At 42.3% G+C, this 15170-nt stretch carries 17 protein-coding genes; all 17 read right to left on the reverse strand.

Going from position 1 to position 15170, the window contains the following annotated elements; translation table 11 throughout:
• Positions 1-279: 279 nt before the first annotated feature.
• The 17 genes from metG to QM968_RS03645 all read right to left on the reverse strand — a co-directional run bounded on the left by metG (position 280) and on the right by QM968_RS03645 (position 15163).
• Positions 280-2271, reverse strand: coding sequence for a methionine--tRNA ligase (metG, locus tag QM968_RS03565; RefSeq protein ID WP_414382308.1), 1992 nt, complete (start codon positions 2269-2271; stop codon positions 280-282).
• Between the two features lie 156 nt (positions 2272-2427).
• A complete protein-coding gene (locus QM968_RS03570) occupies positions 2428-3120 on the reverse strand; it encodes a phosphoglycerate mutase (protein WP_042768625.1) in 693 nt (230 codons plus the stop codon).
• Positions 3121-3272: 152 nt separating this feature from the next.
• Positions 3273-3803, reverse strand: coding sequence for a hypothetical protein (locus QM968_RS03575; protein WP_414382311.1), 531 nt, complete (start codon positions 3801-3803; stop codon positions 3273-3275).
• A 2-nt stretch (positions 3804-3805) separates the two neighbouring features.
• Complete coding sequence (locus QM968_RS03580) at positions 3806-4606, reverse strand: hypothetical protein (RefSeq protein WP_414325082.1); 801 nt, start codon at positions 4604-4606, stop codon at positions 3806-3808.
• Between the two features lie 45 nt (positions 4607-4651).
• Positions 4652-4780 carry a hypothetical protein gene (locus QM968_RS03585; protein WP_277754531.1) on the reverse strand — a complete coding sequence of 43 codons (129 nt, stop codon included), beginning with the start codon at positions 4778-4780 and terminating at the stop codon, positions 4652-4654.
• 129 nt (positions 4781-4909) lie between these two features.
• Positions 4910-5368 (reverse strand): Fur family transcriptional regulator, encoded by a 459-nt coding sequence (locus QM968_RS03590; RefSeq protein ID WP_414325081.1) that lies wholly within the window; start codon positions 5366-5368, stop codon positions 4910-4912.
• Positions 5369-5921: 553 nt separating this feature from the next.
• Positions 5922-6197 carry an HU family DNA-binding protein gene (locus QM968_RS03595; protein ID WP_003006038.1) on the reverse strand — a complete coding sequence of 92 codons (276 nt, stop codon included), beginning with the start codon at positions 6195-6197 and terminating at the stop codon, positions 5922-5924.
• Positions 6198-6307: 110 nt separating this feature from the next.
• On the reverse strand, positions 6308-7141 hold the full coding sequence (locus tag QM968_RS03600; RefSeq protein ID WP_414382313.1) for a DegV family protein: 834 nt from the start codon (positions 7139-7141) through the stop codon (positions 6308-6310).
• 88 nt (positions 7142-7229) lie between these two features.
• Complete coding sequence (locus QM968_RS03605; RefSeq protein ID WP_414382316.1) at positions 7230-7958, reverse strand: metallophosphoesterase; 729 nt, start codon at positions 7956-7958, stop codon at positions 7230-7232.
• Positions 7959-7980: 22 nt separating this feature from the next.
• Positions 7981-9639, reverse strand: a complete 1659-nt coding sequence (gene recN, locus QM968_RS03610) for a DNA repair protein RecN (RefSeq protein ID WP_414382319.1) — start codon at positions 9637-9639, stop codon at positions 7981-7983.
• A 6-nt stretch (positions 9640-9645) separates the two neighbouring features.
• Positions 9646-10080, reverse strand: coding sequence for an arginine repressor (locus QM968_RS03615; protein ID WP_003012247.1), 435 nt, complete (start codon positions 10078-10080; stop codon positions 9646-9648).
• Positions 10070-10888, reverse strand: a complete 819-nt coding sequence (locus QM968_RS03620; protein WP_414382322.1) for a TlyA family RNA methyltransferase — start codon at positions 10886-10888, stop codon at positions 10070-10072. Before QM968_RS03620 ends, QM968_RS03615 begins: the two co-directional genes overlap by 11 nt.
• On the reverse strand, positions 10881-11756 hold the full coding sequence (locus QM968_RS03625) for a polyprenyl synthetase family protein (RefSeq protein WP_414382325.1): 876 nt from the start codon (positions 11754-11756) through the stop codon (positions 10881-10883). Before QM968_RS03625 ends, QM968_RS03620 begins: the two co-directional genes overlap by 8 nt.
• A complete protein-coding gene (locus QM968_RS03630) occupies positions 11753-11965 on the reverse strand; it encodes an exodeoxyribonuclease VII small subunit (RefSeq protein WP_003006013.1) in 213 nt (70 codons plus the stop codon). Before QM968_RS03630 ends, QM968_RS03625 begins: the two co-directional genes overlap by 4 nt.
• Positions 11943-13283 carry an exodeoxyribonuclease VII large subunit gene (gene xseA, locus QM968_RS03635; protein WP_414382327.1) on the reverse strand — a complete coding sequence of 447 codons (1341 nt, stop codon included), beginning with the start codon at positions 13281-13283 and terminating at the stop codon, positions 11943-11945. The genes QM968_RS03630 and xseA overlap by 23 nt, the downstream gene beginning before the upstream one ends.
• Positions 13284-13435: 152 nt before the next feature.
• Complete coding sequence (locus tag QM968_RS03640; RefSeq protein WP_414382330.1) at positions 13436-13633, reverse strand: hypothetical protein; 198 nt, start codon at positions 13631-13633, stop codon at positions 13436-13438.
• A gap of 75 nt (positions 13634-13708) precedes the next feature.
• Positions 13709-15163, reverse strand: coding sequence for a glycoside hydrolase family 32 protein (locus QM968_RS03645; protein WP_414382333.1), 1455 nt, complete (start codon positions 15161-15163; stop codon positions 13709-13711).
• Positions 15164-15170 lie beyond the last annotated feature (7 nt).

Consider the following 15170-nt stretch of genomic DNA (forward strand, 5'->3'; position numbering starts at 1 on the left):
ACAAATCAAATAAATTCTATAAAAATTAAAAAATTTATTCGTAAGAATTATTCAATCATCTACTGAAACTTTCCGCCGTGAGAAAAGTGCCTGAAACACAGTTGTTTCAGGCACTCGGAATTATTGAGAGTAAAACAGTTTGGGAAACTGTTTTAGCCTGAGCCCAGAAATTAAAGAGCGAAGGAGCTCAATAATTAGTCATGGAACTTCTTCGAAGTTCGCTGACGTCCGTACTCACCTAAGGAAAGTTTTTTAGATGATTTTTTCTTTGTCTATCGTTTAGCCAATGATGCTTCCATTTGGTACAGATGGATCAACAGTTAAGACTGTTAATTGATCTCCGTGTTCTGCTGAAAGAATCATGCCTTGGCTGACATATTTCTTCATCATTTTACGTGGTTTAAGGTTGGATACGATTTGGAGTTTCTTGCCGACCAATTCTTGTTCATTTGGATAGAATTTCGCGATACCAGAAAGGATTTGACGATCTTCACCGTCACCAGCGTCAAGACGGAAGCGAAGCAACTTGTCTGAGCCTTCGACGCGTTCCACTTCTTTGACTTCTGCTACACGGATTTCAACCTTGTCAAAGTCTTCAAATTTAATCTCGTCTTTTTCAGACTTGAGTTCCACTTCTTCTGGAATCCATTCTTTTTCTTGTGGTTTACCAGCAGTCATTTGAGATTGGATATAGGCAATTTCTTCATCCATGTCCAGACGTGGGAAAATTGGAGTTCCTTTGGCAACTACTGTGACATTTTCAGGGAAGGCTGCTAAGGTCAAGTTTTCAAGATCGAAGTCCAAGTCCAAGCCAAGTTGTTCCATGATGGCATTTGAGGTATTCATCATGAATGGTTGGATCAAATGAGCCACAACACGAAGGCTAGCTGCTAAGTGAGCCATCACTGCTGCCAATTGTTCCTTGTCACCATCTTCTTTAGCAAGGACCCATGGAGCAGTCTCATCGATGTACTTGTTGGTCCGAGAGATGATGTTCCATACGGCTTCCAAAGCGCGTGGGTAATCCACCGCATTCATTTGCTTGTGGTATTCAGCAATGTTTTCTTCAACTACCTTAGCCAAATCAGCATCAAACGCTGTGACATTTTCGACATAAGCTGGAATTTGACCACCAAAGTATTTATTGATCATGGCTACCGTCCGGTTGAGGAGGTTTCCAAGGTCATTAGCCAATTCATAGTTGATGCGGGCCACGTAGTCTTCTGGTGTGAAGGTACCATCTGAACCAACTGGTAGACTGCGCATGAGGTAGTAACGCAGTGGATCCAAGCCAAAGCGTTCCACCAACATTTCTGGGTAGATGACATTTCCTTTAGACTTAGACATCTTGCCGTCTTTCATGACAAACCAACCATGGCCAATCAAACGTTCTGGCAATTTGATATCCAACATCATGAGAAGGATTGGCCAGTAGATGGAGTGGAAACGAAGGATGTCTTTTCCGACCATGTGGAAGACGGTTCCGTTCCAGAATTTGTCAAAGTTTTCATGATCTTCTTGGCCATAACCAAGAGCTGTCACATAGTTAAGCAGAGCATCAAACCAAACGTAGACAACGTGTCGAGGATTGGATGGAACTGGAACTCCCCAGGTAAAGGTAGTCCGAGATACTGCCAAGTCTTCCAAACCTGGCTCGATGAAATTTTTCAACATTTCATTGAGACGGCCATCTGGAGTGATGAAGTCTGGTTGGGATTTGAAAAACTCAACCAAGCGGTCTTGGTATTTGCTGAGGCGAAGGAAATAAGATTCTTCAGAAACCCATTCTACTTCGTGGCCTGATGGGGCTACCCCACCGATGACCTTGCCATTCTCATCACGGTAGACCTCAGCCAATTGGCTTTCTGTAAAGAACTCTTCATCAGATACTGAATACCAACCAGAGTATTCACCCAGGTAGATGTCGTCTTGCGCAAGCAAGCGTTCAAAGATCTGGGCCACCACTTTTTCATGGTAATCGTCTGTCGTACGGATGAATTTATCATATGAGATATCGAGTAATTGCCAGAGTTCTTTCACTCCAACGGCCATCCCATCTACATAAGCTTGCGGCGTGATCCCAGCTTCTTCTGCTTTCTGCTGGATCTTTTGACCGTGCTCATCAAGACCAGTCAGGTAGAACACATCGTAGTTCATCATGCGTTTGTAACGCGCCAAGACGTCACAGGCAATGGTTGTATAAGCTGAACCAATATGCAATTTACCAGATGGGTAATAGATAGGGGTTGTGATGTAGAATGATTTTGTCATTTTCTTTTCCTTTCAAGGCTAATGAAACCTTATGTAATAACACTTCATTATATCATTTTTAGGAGTCCCTGAAAACCAAAAAACAGCTAGGTCTGCGATGAACAAAAAAAGCTGACCGAAGTCAGCTTTTTATGATTGATAACGAATCCCGCTATCTTACTTTCCAAGATAGTATTCAGAAACTACGTTCAATTTTTCGTCAAATTCGAATACCAATGGTGGGAAGTTAGGGATTTCCACGTCCATGATTTCGTCGTCTGACAATTGTTTGATGTGTTTTACAAGAGCACGGATTGAGTTACCGTGTGCTCCTACGAATACATTTTTACCATCTTTAAGCGCTGGAGCGATTTTATCTTCCCAGAATGGAAGGGCACGTTCCAACGTCACTTTCAAGTTTTCAGCATCTGGAATTACTGAGTCGTCAAGTGAAGCGTAACGACGGTCAGTGTGTGCTGAGTGCTCATCATCGCGATCCATGTTTGGAGGCAATACATCATATGAACGACGCCAGATATGAACTTGCTCATCACCAAATTGTTCAGCAGCTTCAGCTTTGTTTTTACCAGTCAAACCACCGTAGTGACGTTCGTTCAAGCGCCATGATTTTTCAACTGGAACCCACAATTGGTCAGAAGCTTCAAGAGCCAAGTTAGTTGTTTTGATCGCACGTTTCAATACTGAAGTGTAAGCTTGGTCAAATTCGATACCAGCTTCTTTGATCAATTTACCAGCGTCGATCGCTTGTTGTGTACCTTTTTCAGACAAATCAACATCAGCCCAACCAGTGAAAAGGTTAGCTTTGTTCCATTCAGACTCACCGTGGCGAGCAAAAACCAATTTTACCATTAGATGGATCTCCTTTTTATTCTCCGAGGTTTCCCCCCGTTTATCTATTTTATTCTACTAGATTTTCAGTAAAAAATCTAGTGGCGACCATAGAAAAGTGCAATTTCTCACAAAAAAGAGCCTGACGGCTCTGGTTTGAAAATGAGGAATGTTTATTTTTTCTCTGAAACAACTTTATTTTCTAATTGATTCTCTTCCCTCAAGGAATTTCGTTGTTCAATCATGTTTCTGATATCTTTTAAATCACTATACATATGAACCATATAAATAAGCAGACAAAAATAGTAGCCAGTTCCCAAGTTATAATAAGCTTTTTGAATCGTTAATGAAAATGCAGCATATATTAAAATCACACTACAAGATAGGTAAATCAAAAACGATTGCAGGCTAGCCAAAAATGGATACCCTTTTTTCTCAAAAGAATCATGAATAAAATAGGCTATAACAGGTAAAAGAATTAATAGTATGAGAGAAATAATAAAGTAAGAATTCACCAAACCTTTAAATTCTTGACCCCAAAATACTGAGTTGCTTTGCCGAAAGAGAAAAACCTGTGAAGCATCAGAATACGAATAATAAAGACCATTCAAAAATGGAAGTCCAACAATTGAAAAAATTAGAATAATATATAATACAAGCTCCCAGACTAAACTAAGATTACTTTCTTGTTTTCTTTCTGACATCTTTAATTCCTTTCCTTAACCACTCTGTCTTCAATCTCAACCTCATCGAAATTCGAATCTGTCACAGTTCCTAAGACATAGAGACCATTTGGCAAACTCGATGTTTGTACAATCGCTTCTAATGCATCCTTAAACCGGATATGATCCCTTTTCACACCTTTGGGTAATGTCACTTGAACATATAGGACATCGTGATCTAAAGCTTCTTTTATCGGAAAACCATACCATCCTCCAAGAACAGTCCGTCCCTTCTTCGCCGATTGTTTCTCGTAATCTTCCAGCCAATGTATCCCGCCAATATACTTTATTTTACTTGAAATACCAAGTTTTAATGCTACCTTCGATCCTCTTAAAATAGAATTTTGATCTATTTTTTTCTTTAATTCCTGTTCCAACCTTTTTCTTTCAGGATGGATTTCTAGGGCTTTTTCAAGAATCGGTACATACGTGCTAGGAGGCTCACTATACATTACCATTGAATCACCAAGTAATCCAAAACGTCCCTCTTTAGCTACAGGCGGAGAATATGGCAAAATGATTTGTTCAAACATCATTTGTTTCTTCAATGGAATAGAGATGACCTCCCCATTAACCATTTCAGAATAGGTATAATTAGCATTAATCACTAGTTTTGTTTCACTTGTAAGCGAAAGACTCGTGATCCGAACCTCTCCTGTATAATGATTATTCTTGTAGATTTCCTTGATATTTGATTCTAAATTTTTATAGAAACAAATACATAAAAGGATAAAAAAAACAACAATGACCAGTAAACTTTTTAGTTTTTCACTCTTTATTTTCATTTTTTAAATCTTTCTATAAGTCCTTATCTCACAAACATTGTTACCCTATCCAACTATATGAGGGGCTGTTTTCAAGAAAAAGAAAGACCATATAGCACCAATCATAAAAATGGTCACTGCTGCTAAGGTATAGACCTGCCACATTTTCCAAGAAAAATTCTCCAATTTTTTCATCTCGCTCTCCTTTTGTTTGATCGTGAAAGTATATTATATCATGATTTTCCCTATTTTTCTCTCGATATAAAATACAGGTAGATTCCCATGGATTAAAAAAAGAGCCTGACGGCTCCTTTTTTATTTTTTCTACTGTTTCTTCTGGCATTCTGGACAAAGACCATAGACAGTGGTTTGGCACTTGGTAATGACGTAACCACTCTTTTCTCTCGCTTCTGCTCTCACATCTGGAACTTCGATGTCAACATCATCAATCTTTCCACATCGTTCACAAATCAAATTCAGATGATCATGTCCCATAAAATCAAAGTAGGTCGTGGTGTCATTGCGCACTTTTATTTCAGAGACAAAACCTTCTTCAATGAGGACCTTGAGATTATTATAAACCGTTGCCAGACTCATATTGGGAAAGGCCGGTCTTAAATCTTGGTAGATGGCATCCGCACTCGGATGTTCCTGGCTTTTGACAAGATAGGAAAGGACAGCCCGACGCGTCTCTGTAATCCGTACAGATTTTTCACGCAAGTGTTGCAATACATCTTCCACTTCTTGTTGTTGAATAGCATCAAGTGTTAAACAAGCTAGCATGGTCTTTCCCCTTTCTATCTTTTCTTTTAGACTATTATATCATGAATGCCAAAATTTGCCTAATTAGAATGTTTGTAAATAAGAAAAGAGGCTGGGACAAAAGTCCTAGCCTCTCAATTGTTTTTGGATTGTCGAGCAAGACGCAGTGGTTGAGTGGGCTCTACTACGCTGATTTCATCAGCTTTTACAGCCCTACTCAACTGTGCGGAGGTGGGACGACGAAATCGAATTCCAACGAATGACCGATTTCTGTCCCACTCTCTTTTGTTTTCTATTCTTAACTTCCCCAATTAAGGATCCATCTCATGGTTCCTAGTAGGACTTTGACAAAGAGGAACATAAAGAAGAGTTCCACCAGAAACCAGAGGCCTTTAAACAGATAAAGAATTGGCTTTATCATGAGCAGAACAAAAATTCCAAAAATCCATCTCATGGTCCACCCTCCATTTCTCACTTTTTTCTATTATACTCCTATTTATAGGCCCTGTCTAGAAACTACTACAAAACAAAAAGTCCCTTCTAGCAAGCTAGAAGGAACTTTTGTAAATCACAATTATTTAACTGCTTCTTTAAGAGCTTTACCAGCTTTGAATGCTGGAACTTTAGAAGCTGCGATTTTGATTTCTTTACCAGTTTGTGGGTTGCGACCTTTACGAGCTGCACGTTCACGAACTTCAAAGTTACCGAAACCGATCAATTGAACTTTTTCACCTTTTGAAAGGTATTCTGAAACAGCTGCAAATACAGCGTCAACTGCTGCTGCTGAGTCTTTTTTAGTCAATTCTGTAGCTTCTGCCACTTTTGCGATCAAATCTTGTTTGTTAGCCATTTAACAAATCCTCCAAATTTTTTTAGGCTTCATGCCTTAACAGTACTATAATATCTAAAAAAAGCCTTTAGGTCAAGTACTAAACCTGTTTTTTCAAACTTTTATTAGGCCTATTCGTAACGCACCAAAACTGCAAATGCATTCTCACCCGTATGGGTTTGAATAATGGATCCTGTTTCAAGAACAGGGATGGCTGTTTCAACGAGTGATTGCAACTGAGCCTTCATTTCATTGGCCCATTCTGCTGTTCCTGCATAAGAAATCCCGATTTCAGCGACCTTGCTACGAGATAATTTCTCAGTCAATTCATCCAACCACTTCTTAAAGGTCTTGTTACCGCGCCCTTTGACGATTGGTTCTAACTGATGATCCTTCATTTCCATCACGACACGAATATTGAGAAGAGAGCTCAAAAGTCCGGTAACACGGCCAATCCGACCACCTTTAACTAGATTTTCCAAGGTAGATACGCCGATATACAACTCTGTCTTTTCTTTGACTTCTTCGATGCGAGCCAAGACAGTGTCTAAATCAGCTCCTTCTTTGGCCAACTTGGCTGCTTCAACGACTTGGAACTTCATGGCTTGGTCTGTAAAGCCACTATCAATCACGGTCACATCTGCCCCTGATAAGGTGGCCCCTTGACGAGCTGCCTCTACTGTTCCTGACAAGGCATGAGACATGTGAATTGAAACAATGTGGGCTCCATCTGCAGCTAAGTTTTCATAAATCTCTGCAAAGACACCAACAGGAGGTTGGCTGGTCTTGGGTAGATTTTTGCTAGACTGCATTAAGCGCAGGAAATCCCCTTGGCCCAACTCACTGTCTGAATAAAGGACTCCATCTACCATCACAGAAAGCGGCACAATCGTAATGCCATATTCTTCAACCACTTCAGGCTCAATTGTAATAGATGAGTCTGTAACTATTTTAATATTTGCCATATATTCCTATACTCTTCCTAGAATGTTCTGCTTTCATTATATCAAAAAACACGAGGTTTTGCAGTGAAAGATAACTAGTTCGGCTCCCTTAATCATCTGCAGCAGAAAAACCTGTATTGTGAAGGACATGGTCTTGGACAATTCCTTGATCATCCAAGAGCAACCCATGGAGAACACCTCCATAAACAGCGCCCCCATCGACACCCATTTTTTGATCTGAAATCCAAAGATTTTCGGTACCGACTGGCTCATTGAGCAGTCCATAGACCGGTGTATGACCAAAGACGATCCATTTGCCTGTCTGATTCTCCGCTTCATGGAATGGTTTTCGGATCCAGACCTTTTGGTAATCACTGGTTTCCCGCCAATTTTCAAGGGTTAAGTCCACCCCGGCGTGGACAAAGTAATAGGTTTCTGTCTCATAATCAAAGGGCAAACTGCGGATGAAGGCCACCAAGTCAGGGACGGTGCTCTCTACTGTTTGCGCATCCGCAATCCCATCTACAGGAGCATCGAGCGGTCGTCCCAATAGAGAATTAATGGTCGTATCGCCACCATTTCTTCGGTAATGATCATAACGCTCTTCTGGATTGTCCAACCAAGCTAAAAACATGTACTCATGGTTGCCAGAAAGACAAATTGCCCCATGATGATCTACGTAGTCTTTCACCAGCTCGACGGATCGTTTCCCATCTTCTCCCCGGTCGATCAAATCTCCTAAGAAGACTAATTGGGCTTTTCCGTCCCACTCTGTCATGAGCTCTTCTAGCATCTCTGCTTTCCCGTGAATATCTCCGACTACAAAGTATGTTGACATGGTTATAAACCTTCTTTCTCTCTTAACGCTTGAGAAGTTGCTCTGCTTGTTGACGGGCAGCTTCCGTTAGATCCTCTCCTGCCAGCATCTTGGCAATTTCTTCGATTCGTTCCTCTCTATTGAGCAAACGTACAGTGGATACAGTTGAATGTTCATCACTGATCTTTTCAATATAGAATTGATAATCTGCTGCAGCGATGACTTGAGGCAGGTGAGAAATGGCGAGCACTTGGCCATTTTGACCAATCTTATGAATTTTCGCTGCGATAGCTTGGGCCACGCGCCCAGAAACTCCTGTGTCCACCTCGTCAAAGACGATACTGGTTTTTCCTTCTTTTCGAGAAAAAGCCGACTTAATGGCCAACATCAAGCGTGACAATTCTCCACCAGATGCTACCTTGACCAGCGGTTTAAAGTCCTCACCTGGGTTGGTCGAAATGTAAAATTCGACAGCTTCATTTCCCTCACGATTAAACTTAGCCTTGCTAAAGCGCACTTGGAAACGCGCCTTGTCCATGTAGAGGTCTGCCAATTCTTGTTGGATCTCATTTTCCAAAGCTTGGGCCAAGGCATGCCGCTGATCACTCAAATCTTGAGCCAAGGATACCAAACTCTTTTCCAAACGTTTGAGTTCTTTTTCTAATTCCTCAGATGAGAGGTCACTTCCAGTGAGGAGGCTATATTCTTTAGTAATTTGCGCCAGGTATTCCAAGACATCCTTGACTTGGCCACCATACTTGCGCGTGATGGAATGAATCAAATCCAAACGTGACTCTACCTGCATGAGGCGATTGCCATCAAACTCCAGACCATCGACCACATCTTCTAAGCGCTTGGTAATATCCTCAAGGGCATAGAAGGTTTCTGCCAGCTGGCCTGAGAGCTCTTTGTAGCTGGGATCATATTCTTCGATACTTTCCAAATCATTCATGGCTGAGCGAACATTGGCTAGACTCGAAAACTCTTCTGCATCCAGCATGGTATAGGCATTGGTTAGGGTATCTGCGATCATCTTGTGATTGAGCAGGCGTTGGCGCTCTTGCTCCAGACGCACATCCTCCTCCACTTCCAAGGCAGCTGCCTCAATCTCCGCAATTTGAAACTCCAACATCTCAATACGGGCCTTGTTTTCCTGCTGGTTACGCTGGAGTTCCACCACTTGTTTGCGCAGACGTTTGTAATCTTCAAAGGTCTGGCGATAAGCGGCTTTCGTTTGGAAAAAGGCTGCGTCTCCAAATTCATCTAGCATAGTGATATGCAATTGGGATCGCATGAGTTCTTCCTGATCGTGCTGGCCATGGATGTCCACCAAATGTTGGCCGACTGCTTTTAAGACCGATAAATTCACCATTTGGCCATTGATCCGGCTGACACTTCGTCCATTTTGCAGGATCTCTCGGCGGATGATCAATTCATCAGTCCACTCTAGTCCTTGCTCTTCAAAGAGCGCTGTCAAGTGGCGATTGCTCTCAACAGCAAAGAGACCTTCGATTTCCGCTTTTGGGGCTCCGTGTCGAATGACATCCGTCGTTGCACGGCTTCCCAGCATCATATTCATGGCATCGATAATGATGGATTTCCCTGCACCTGTTTCCCCTGTCAGTACCGTCATCCCCTTTTCAAAATTTAAGGAAATCTCTTCGATAATGGCAAAGTTCTTAATCGAAATTTCTAATAGCATAGGCTCTTACCACCCAAAGATTGATTTGAGGATATTCTCTGCTTCTGGTGCGGAATAAGCAATCAGCAAGATCGTATCATCATCTGCGACAATACTAAAGATATGATCTTTATAAATCTCCCGCAAACGACGTTTGACTAAAGGCGCTGTCCCTGGAACCATGGTGAAATTGACATATTCTCCCATGCGACGATGAGACAAGATATTGCTTTCAATCATCCCAATTCCTTGGTGGTGCTTACGTGGCAATTCATAGACATAGGTCATGTCTTTCAGAGGGCGTTTTACGATGCCCAATTCTTTGATATCCCGTGATACCGTCGCTTGGGTTGCTGAGATGCCTTCTTCTTTCAAATGTTCGACGATCTCTTCTTGGGTCCCCACTTCATGATCGCGAATAAAGCGACGAATTTTTTCTAATCTGATATTCTTACTCTTCATATTTAAATTCCTTATGTGCCAGCTCCACAACAGCCTCCAGCTGCTCTGTCGTTGGCTTTATTTTCTCTTCTTTTTTTTCTAGATACATCAAAAATTCGATGTTGCCATGGCCTCCTTGGATAGGGGAATAATCCACTCCCATTACAGAAAAGCCATGCGTTCCTGCAAATGTAGCGACCTTTTCAAGGACCGCTAAATGAATCTTAGGCTCCTTAATGATCCCATTTTTTCCGATCTGCTCGCGTCCTGCTTCAAACTGGGGTTTAACTAGCGCAACCACTTGTCCATTTTCTGCCAAAATCCGATGAAGGGCTGGCAGAATCAAGTCCAAGGAAATAAAGCTGACATCGATACTCGCAAAGCTCGGTGTCGCTTCAAAATCATCTGGTTGGGCATAGCGGAAGTTGAACTGTTCCATCGAGACTACCCGAGGATCATTGCGCAATTTCCAGGCCAACTGATTGGTCCCGACATCCACCGAAAAGACCTGGCTGGCTCCATTTTGCAGCATGACATCTGTAAAGCCACCTGTAGAAGCTCCAATATCAATCGCAATTTTATCCTCTACAGTTAAGCCAAATTGGTTCAAGGCTTTTTCTAATTTGAGTCCGCCGCGGCTGACATACTTGAGCTTTTCACCCTTTAATTTCAACTCGGTCGCTTCATCAATTTTTTCACCTGGTTTATCAAAGCGCTCACCATTGATAACGGCAACGACAAGGCCTGCCATCACCCCTCTTTTGGCTTGTTCGCGGGTATCAAATAGGCCTTGTTTATAGGCTAATACATCCACTCTTTCCTTAGCCATCTATTCGTAATCCTTCTATTAATTTCTTGATTGCTTGCGGATCAAAGTCGCAAGCAGCTGTAATCTGATCCAACAAGTCCTCGCAAACGTCTAATTGGCTTGTAAGCAAAGCTTTTGATTCTTCTAATCCCAAGAGGGCTGGATAAGTCGATTTTTCTGCTACTAAGTCCTTTTGAGGAGTCTTGCCCAGCGCTTCAAAATCAGCGACCAAATCCAAAATATCATCCCGCACTTGAAAAGCCAGGCCTAATTTTTTCCCGATTTTTTCTAAGAGCTGACCAATGTCTGCTTGCAACTCTAACATCAAACCTGCTGCGATGAAAGGATAGGCAAGGAGGCGTCCTGTCTTATTGGCATGGATGGTCTGCAATTCTGCTAGCGTGAGCTGTTTGTGCTCCCCTTCCATATCAAGGACTTGGCCAGCTACCATTCCACGACTTCCGGATGCATCTGACAATTCAAGGATCAAAGAGACCTTGACCGCATCAGGAAGGGCACTGGCAGCTATCATTCCAAAGGGATCGAGAAAAAGCGCATCCCCTGCTAAAATTGCCAGGTCTTCTCCAAATTTCTTGTGGTTGGTCAATTGCCCCCGACGGTAATCGTCATTGTCCATAGCCGGTAGATCATCGTGAATGAGGCTTCCTGTGTGGATCATCTCCAAAGCCCCTGCTACTTGAAAGTGAGCCTCCGTCAATTCCTGTCCGAAGGCTTCTAACAATTCTAGAAGGAGCAATGGGCGTAGGCGTTTTCCACCTGCCTGGATGGAATAAAGGACCGACTCCACTAAATGGGGTGCGATGGATTTTTCCTCATAAAAAGAGCGAACCGCTTGCTCTACTCTATTTCGTTTTTCTTCTTGTCTCATGCTAGATCCGCTTCAGTACCATCTGCTTGCATGACCTTAACCAAGGTTTTCTCTGCTTGATCCAAGGTATCTTGCAATTCTTTTGACAACTTCATTCCTTTTTGGAATTCTGTAATAGCTTCTTCAAGAGCCACATCACCACTCTCCAATTTTTGGACGATGGCTTCCAAATCTGCTAAATTTTCTTCAAATTTCTTTTCTTTCGACATGTTTTACCTCTACTTCTAACTGGCCATCTCTCATGATGAGGGATAGCGGGTCTCCTTCTTTTACTTTTGCAACCGAATCCAAGACCTGATCGTCTTGCTTGACCATGGCATAACCACGCGCAATAATCCGACTGGTATCCAGCATCAAGAGGGCTTCTGATAAACCTTGCACCTTGACCTTTTGCTCTTTTAGGACTTGTTCCATTCGGCTGGTTAAAAATCTCTTATCTTGGAGAACACGGTCTTGATAACGCTCGATACGATGCAATGGAGACATAGCCTCTAGACGATGACGCAGACCTTGCAGCTGATTGTCCCCTTGTCCATAAGCTTCGCGCATCCCTTGTTTCAAGCGCAATTGCAACTGGTCAATCTTTTGCAGGTAGCCATCATAGAGTCTTTCAGGCTGTCTAAAAATAACCGATTGGCTTAATTTGGCCAAACGTTCACGATTATAGACCAAGCGATTGGACATGGCTGTTGCCATGCGATTTTCCTGCTTTTGTAAATGGGACAAGAGATCTAATTTGGTTACTGGAGTGGCTAATTCAGCTGCTGCTGTTGGAGTAGCGGCTCGTCGGTCTGCTACAAAATCGGCTAGAGTCGTGTCTGTTTCATGTCCCACACTGGAAATAATGGGAATTCTAGACTCAAAAATAGCCCGCACAACCGGCTCTTCATTAAAGGCCCAGAGGTCTTCAATCGAACCACCCCCACGACCGATGATCAAGACATCTAGGTCCGTCCGAGCATTGGCCTTCTGGATATTAGCAACCACCTCACTTGCAGCGCCTTCTCCCTGGACCTTGGTCGGGTAGAGCACGATGTCCACACCAGGAAAACGACGGCTCACCGTTGTGATAATATCGCGAATCACGGCGCCACTTTGACTGGTTATGACCCCGATCTTTCTTGGAAATTGCGGCAGAGCTTGCTTCCACCGATCCTGAAAGAGCCCTTCTTCGGTCAACTTTTTCTTGAGCTGCTCAAATTGGATAGCCAAGGCCCCTACTCCATCTGGCTCCGCCTTTTCGATGACAATGGAATAACTCCCACTTGGCTCATAGAGCTGAATCCGACCAATAACATTGATCTTCATGCCTTCTTCTAGCTCAAAACCAAAACTCTTATAGATCCCAGCCCAGACAGTCGCCTGAATCACAGCCTTTTCATCCTTTAGAGAGAAATACTGGTGATTGGGACGCTTCCGAAAATTCGAAACCTGCCCCGTCAAATAGACCCGCTCCAGATAGGGGTCCTTATCAAATTTTAATTTGAGGTATTTGGTCAGACTGGATACCGATAAATAGTTGGACATAGGAACTCCTTTCTGCAGAATATGATCAAGTTTAATTATACCAAAAAACACCAAAAAAGGCTGGCAGACAAAGCGAAATCATGAATTTCCTTTCTCTCCAAGCCTCATTTTATTCAAGTCACTTTCTACTGGTCTATTTTAAACCAGCTTCCTTATTTTTCACACTTCTCTAATCGTTCAATAAAGGAGCTAAGAAGTGCTTGGGGTTCCCCTTCACTTGGATAGGCATAACTAATATAGAAGACTGTTTTTTCCTCTTCAACCAGCGGAATTTTGACAAGATTTGGATATTCCAGAAAGAGAGTTAGATCCGTCATGAGGCCAATTCCCAAATTTTCTTCGATGAACACAAATCCTATTTAGGATACAACAAAAAGACAAGTAATGCGACTTGTCTTTTTCTTCTTTAGGAGGTTTTTGTGTCCCTATTTTTGATAGGTTTTCACAACCAATTCGACCCCTTCATCTGCCGTAAGGGTATAGACGGGATTCTCAGTCGTTTCATAAAAGGTCATCGAGAGAGTTTTGCCATCCACGAATACTTCGATTGAATTGGTATCGCGAAGAATCGAGAAATGGTGATCCTTTTCAGCATCCAACTGAATCCATCTTGATTGAAATTCTGGGCTTTCTTTTCCAGAAATGAGGTGTCCAAATCGGTCTCGACTCAAGCTAAATCGTTTATTTGAGGCATCGTAAATCAATTGCAAGGCACTATCAACATCGGATTCATCCCCATATTTTAGGATAAAGGAGCGACCTGATTTGGAATCTATCTCAAATAAGGTTTGTTTCCCTCTAGCCGGGATCATGATCTGATTGCCCTTAACAGTGGTTTCTGGTGCATTCTCTACAAGAAAGTGACTTTTCACAGACTCAGGTAGCTCCTGAACCAATCTTCCGTCTTTCAAGCCTAATTTTCTAGGAACCGTCATGCTTCCTGCCCAACCATGACCTAAGTCATGACTAGGGATGGAACGTTGCCACATTTGCATCCAAGCAACCATGTATCGTTCGCCATTTGGTCCTTGACAAGTTTGAGGAGCATAGAAATCCAAGCCACCATCAATTTCATCATAGGAATCGACAACAAACTGACCCGTTTCCCAATTCATGTCACCGATAAAGGCAACAGTCGAATTTAAATTCCAGTATTTTTCTTGCTGTCTTTCCATTTCAATGGGAGACAGAATCAAGACCCATTTACCATCTAAGGGAAAGAAATCCGGACATTCCCACATGATACCTTGCCCTTTTTCACCTTCCAGTAAGACTGATTTAAAGCTCCAATCTACTAGATTACTTGACGCAAACAAGAGAATTTGCCCTCGATCATCTACTGTTTTGGAAGCAACTACAGTATAATAGATTCCTTGGTATTCAAAGACTTTGGGATCACGAAAATCAGCAATATCTGCGATACCCTCAATATGCTGCACATGAATCACTGGGTTGGCTGGCAATTTTGCGAAAGTAACTCCATCCGTTGAAACTGCAAGACACTGGGTTTCTTCTCGCTTCTCCTCATCATCTATATGACCCGTATATAGCAAATAGAGCTTGTCCTCTTTCACAATAGCACTTCCTGAGAAACAACCATCCTTATCATAGTTTTCACTTGGTGCTAAAGCTACTGGTAATTCTTCCCAATGGAGGAGATCTTTTGACTTAGCATGCCCCCAATGCATAGGTCCCCAAACACTATCATAGGGATAGAATTGGTAAAACAAATGGTATTCCCCACGGAAATAAACAAAGCCATTAGGATCGTTCATCCAGCCAATTGGAGGTAGTAAGTGAAAGGTTCCTCTATATTGCTGGTCAACCTTCTCCCTGTTTTCATCGATATACTGATTCGCTTTTCGAATAGCTTCCTTCATACTGATC

Source organism: Streptococcus sp. OMI870 (assembly GCF_047460295.1).
Lineage (GTDB): Bacteria > Bacillota > Bacilli > Lactobacillales > Streptococcaceae > Streptococcus.

What these genes read in the sequence shown, in the direction of transcription:
- metG (WP_414382308.1), bottom strand. Translation starts at nt 2,271, where the DNA reads ATGACAAAATCATTCTACATCACAACCCCTATCTATTACCCATCTGGT.
- QM968_RS03570 (WP_042768625.1), bottom strand. Translation starts at nt 3,120, where the DNA reads ATGGTAAAATTGGTTTTTGCTCGCCACGGTGAGTCTGAATGGAACAAA.
- QM968_RS03575 (WP_414382311.1), bottom strand. Translation starts at nt 3,803, where the DNA reads ATGTCAGAAAGAAAACAAGAAAGTAATCTTAGTTTAGTCTGGGAGCTT.
- QM968_RS03580 (WP_414325082.1), bottom strand. Translation starts at nt 4,606, where the DNA reads ATGAAAATAAAGAGTGAAAAACTAAAAAGTTTACTGGTCATTGTTGTT.
- QM968_RS03585 (WP_277754531.1), bottom strand. Translation starts at nt 4,780, where the DNA reads ATGAAAAAATTGGAGAATTTTTCTTGGAAAATGTGGCAGGTCTATACC.
- QM968_RS03590 (WP_414325081.1), bottom strand. Translation starts at nt 5,368, where the DNA reads ATGCTAGCTTGTTTAACACTTGATGCTATTCAACAACAAGAAGTGGAA.
- QM968_RS03595 (WP_003006038.1), bottom strand. Translation starts at nt 6,197, where the DNA reads ATGGCTAACAAACAAGATTTGATCGCAAAAGTGGCAGAAGCTACAGAA.
- QM968_RS03600 (WP_414382313.1), bottom strand. Translation starts at nt 7,141, where the DNA reads ATGGCAAATATTAAAATAGTTACAGACTCATCTATTACAATTGAGCCT.
- QM968_RS03605 (WP_414382316.1), bottom strand. Translation starts at nt 7,958, where the DNA reads ATGTCAACATACTTTGTAGTCGGAGATATTCACGGGAAAGCAGAGATG.
- recN (WP_414382319.1), bottom strand. Translation starts at nt 9,639, where the DNA reads ATGCTATTAGAAATTTCGATTAAGAACTTTGCCATTATCGAAGAGATT.
- QM968_RS03615 (WP_003012247.1), bottom strand. Translation starts at nt 10,080, where the DNA reads ATGAAGAGTAAGAATATCAGATTAGAAAAAATTCGTCGCTTTATTCGC.
- QM968_RS03620 (WP_414382322.1), bottom strand. Translation starts at nt 10,888, where the DNA reads ATGGCTAAGGAAAGAGTGGATGTATTAGCCTATAAACAAGGCCTATTT.
- QM968_RS03625 (WP_414382325.1), bottom strand. Translation starts at nt 11,756, where the DNA reads ATGAGACAAGAAGAAAAACGAAATAGAGTAGAGCAAGCGGTTCGCTCT.
- QM968_RS03630 (WP_003006013.1), bottom strand. Translation starts at nt 11,965, where the DNA reads ATGTCGAAAGAAAAGAAATTTGAAGAAAATTTAGCAGATTTGGAAGCC.
- xseA (WP_414382327.1), bottom strand. Translation starts at nt 13,283, where the DNA reads ATGTCCAACTATTTATCGGTATCCAGTCTGACCAAATACCTCAAATTA.
- QM968_RS03645 (WP_414382333.1), bottom strand. Translation starts at nt 15,163, where the DNA reads ATGAAGGAAGCTATTCGAAAAGCGAATCAGTATATCGATGAAAACAGG.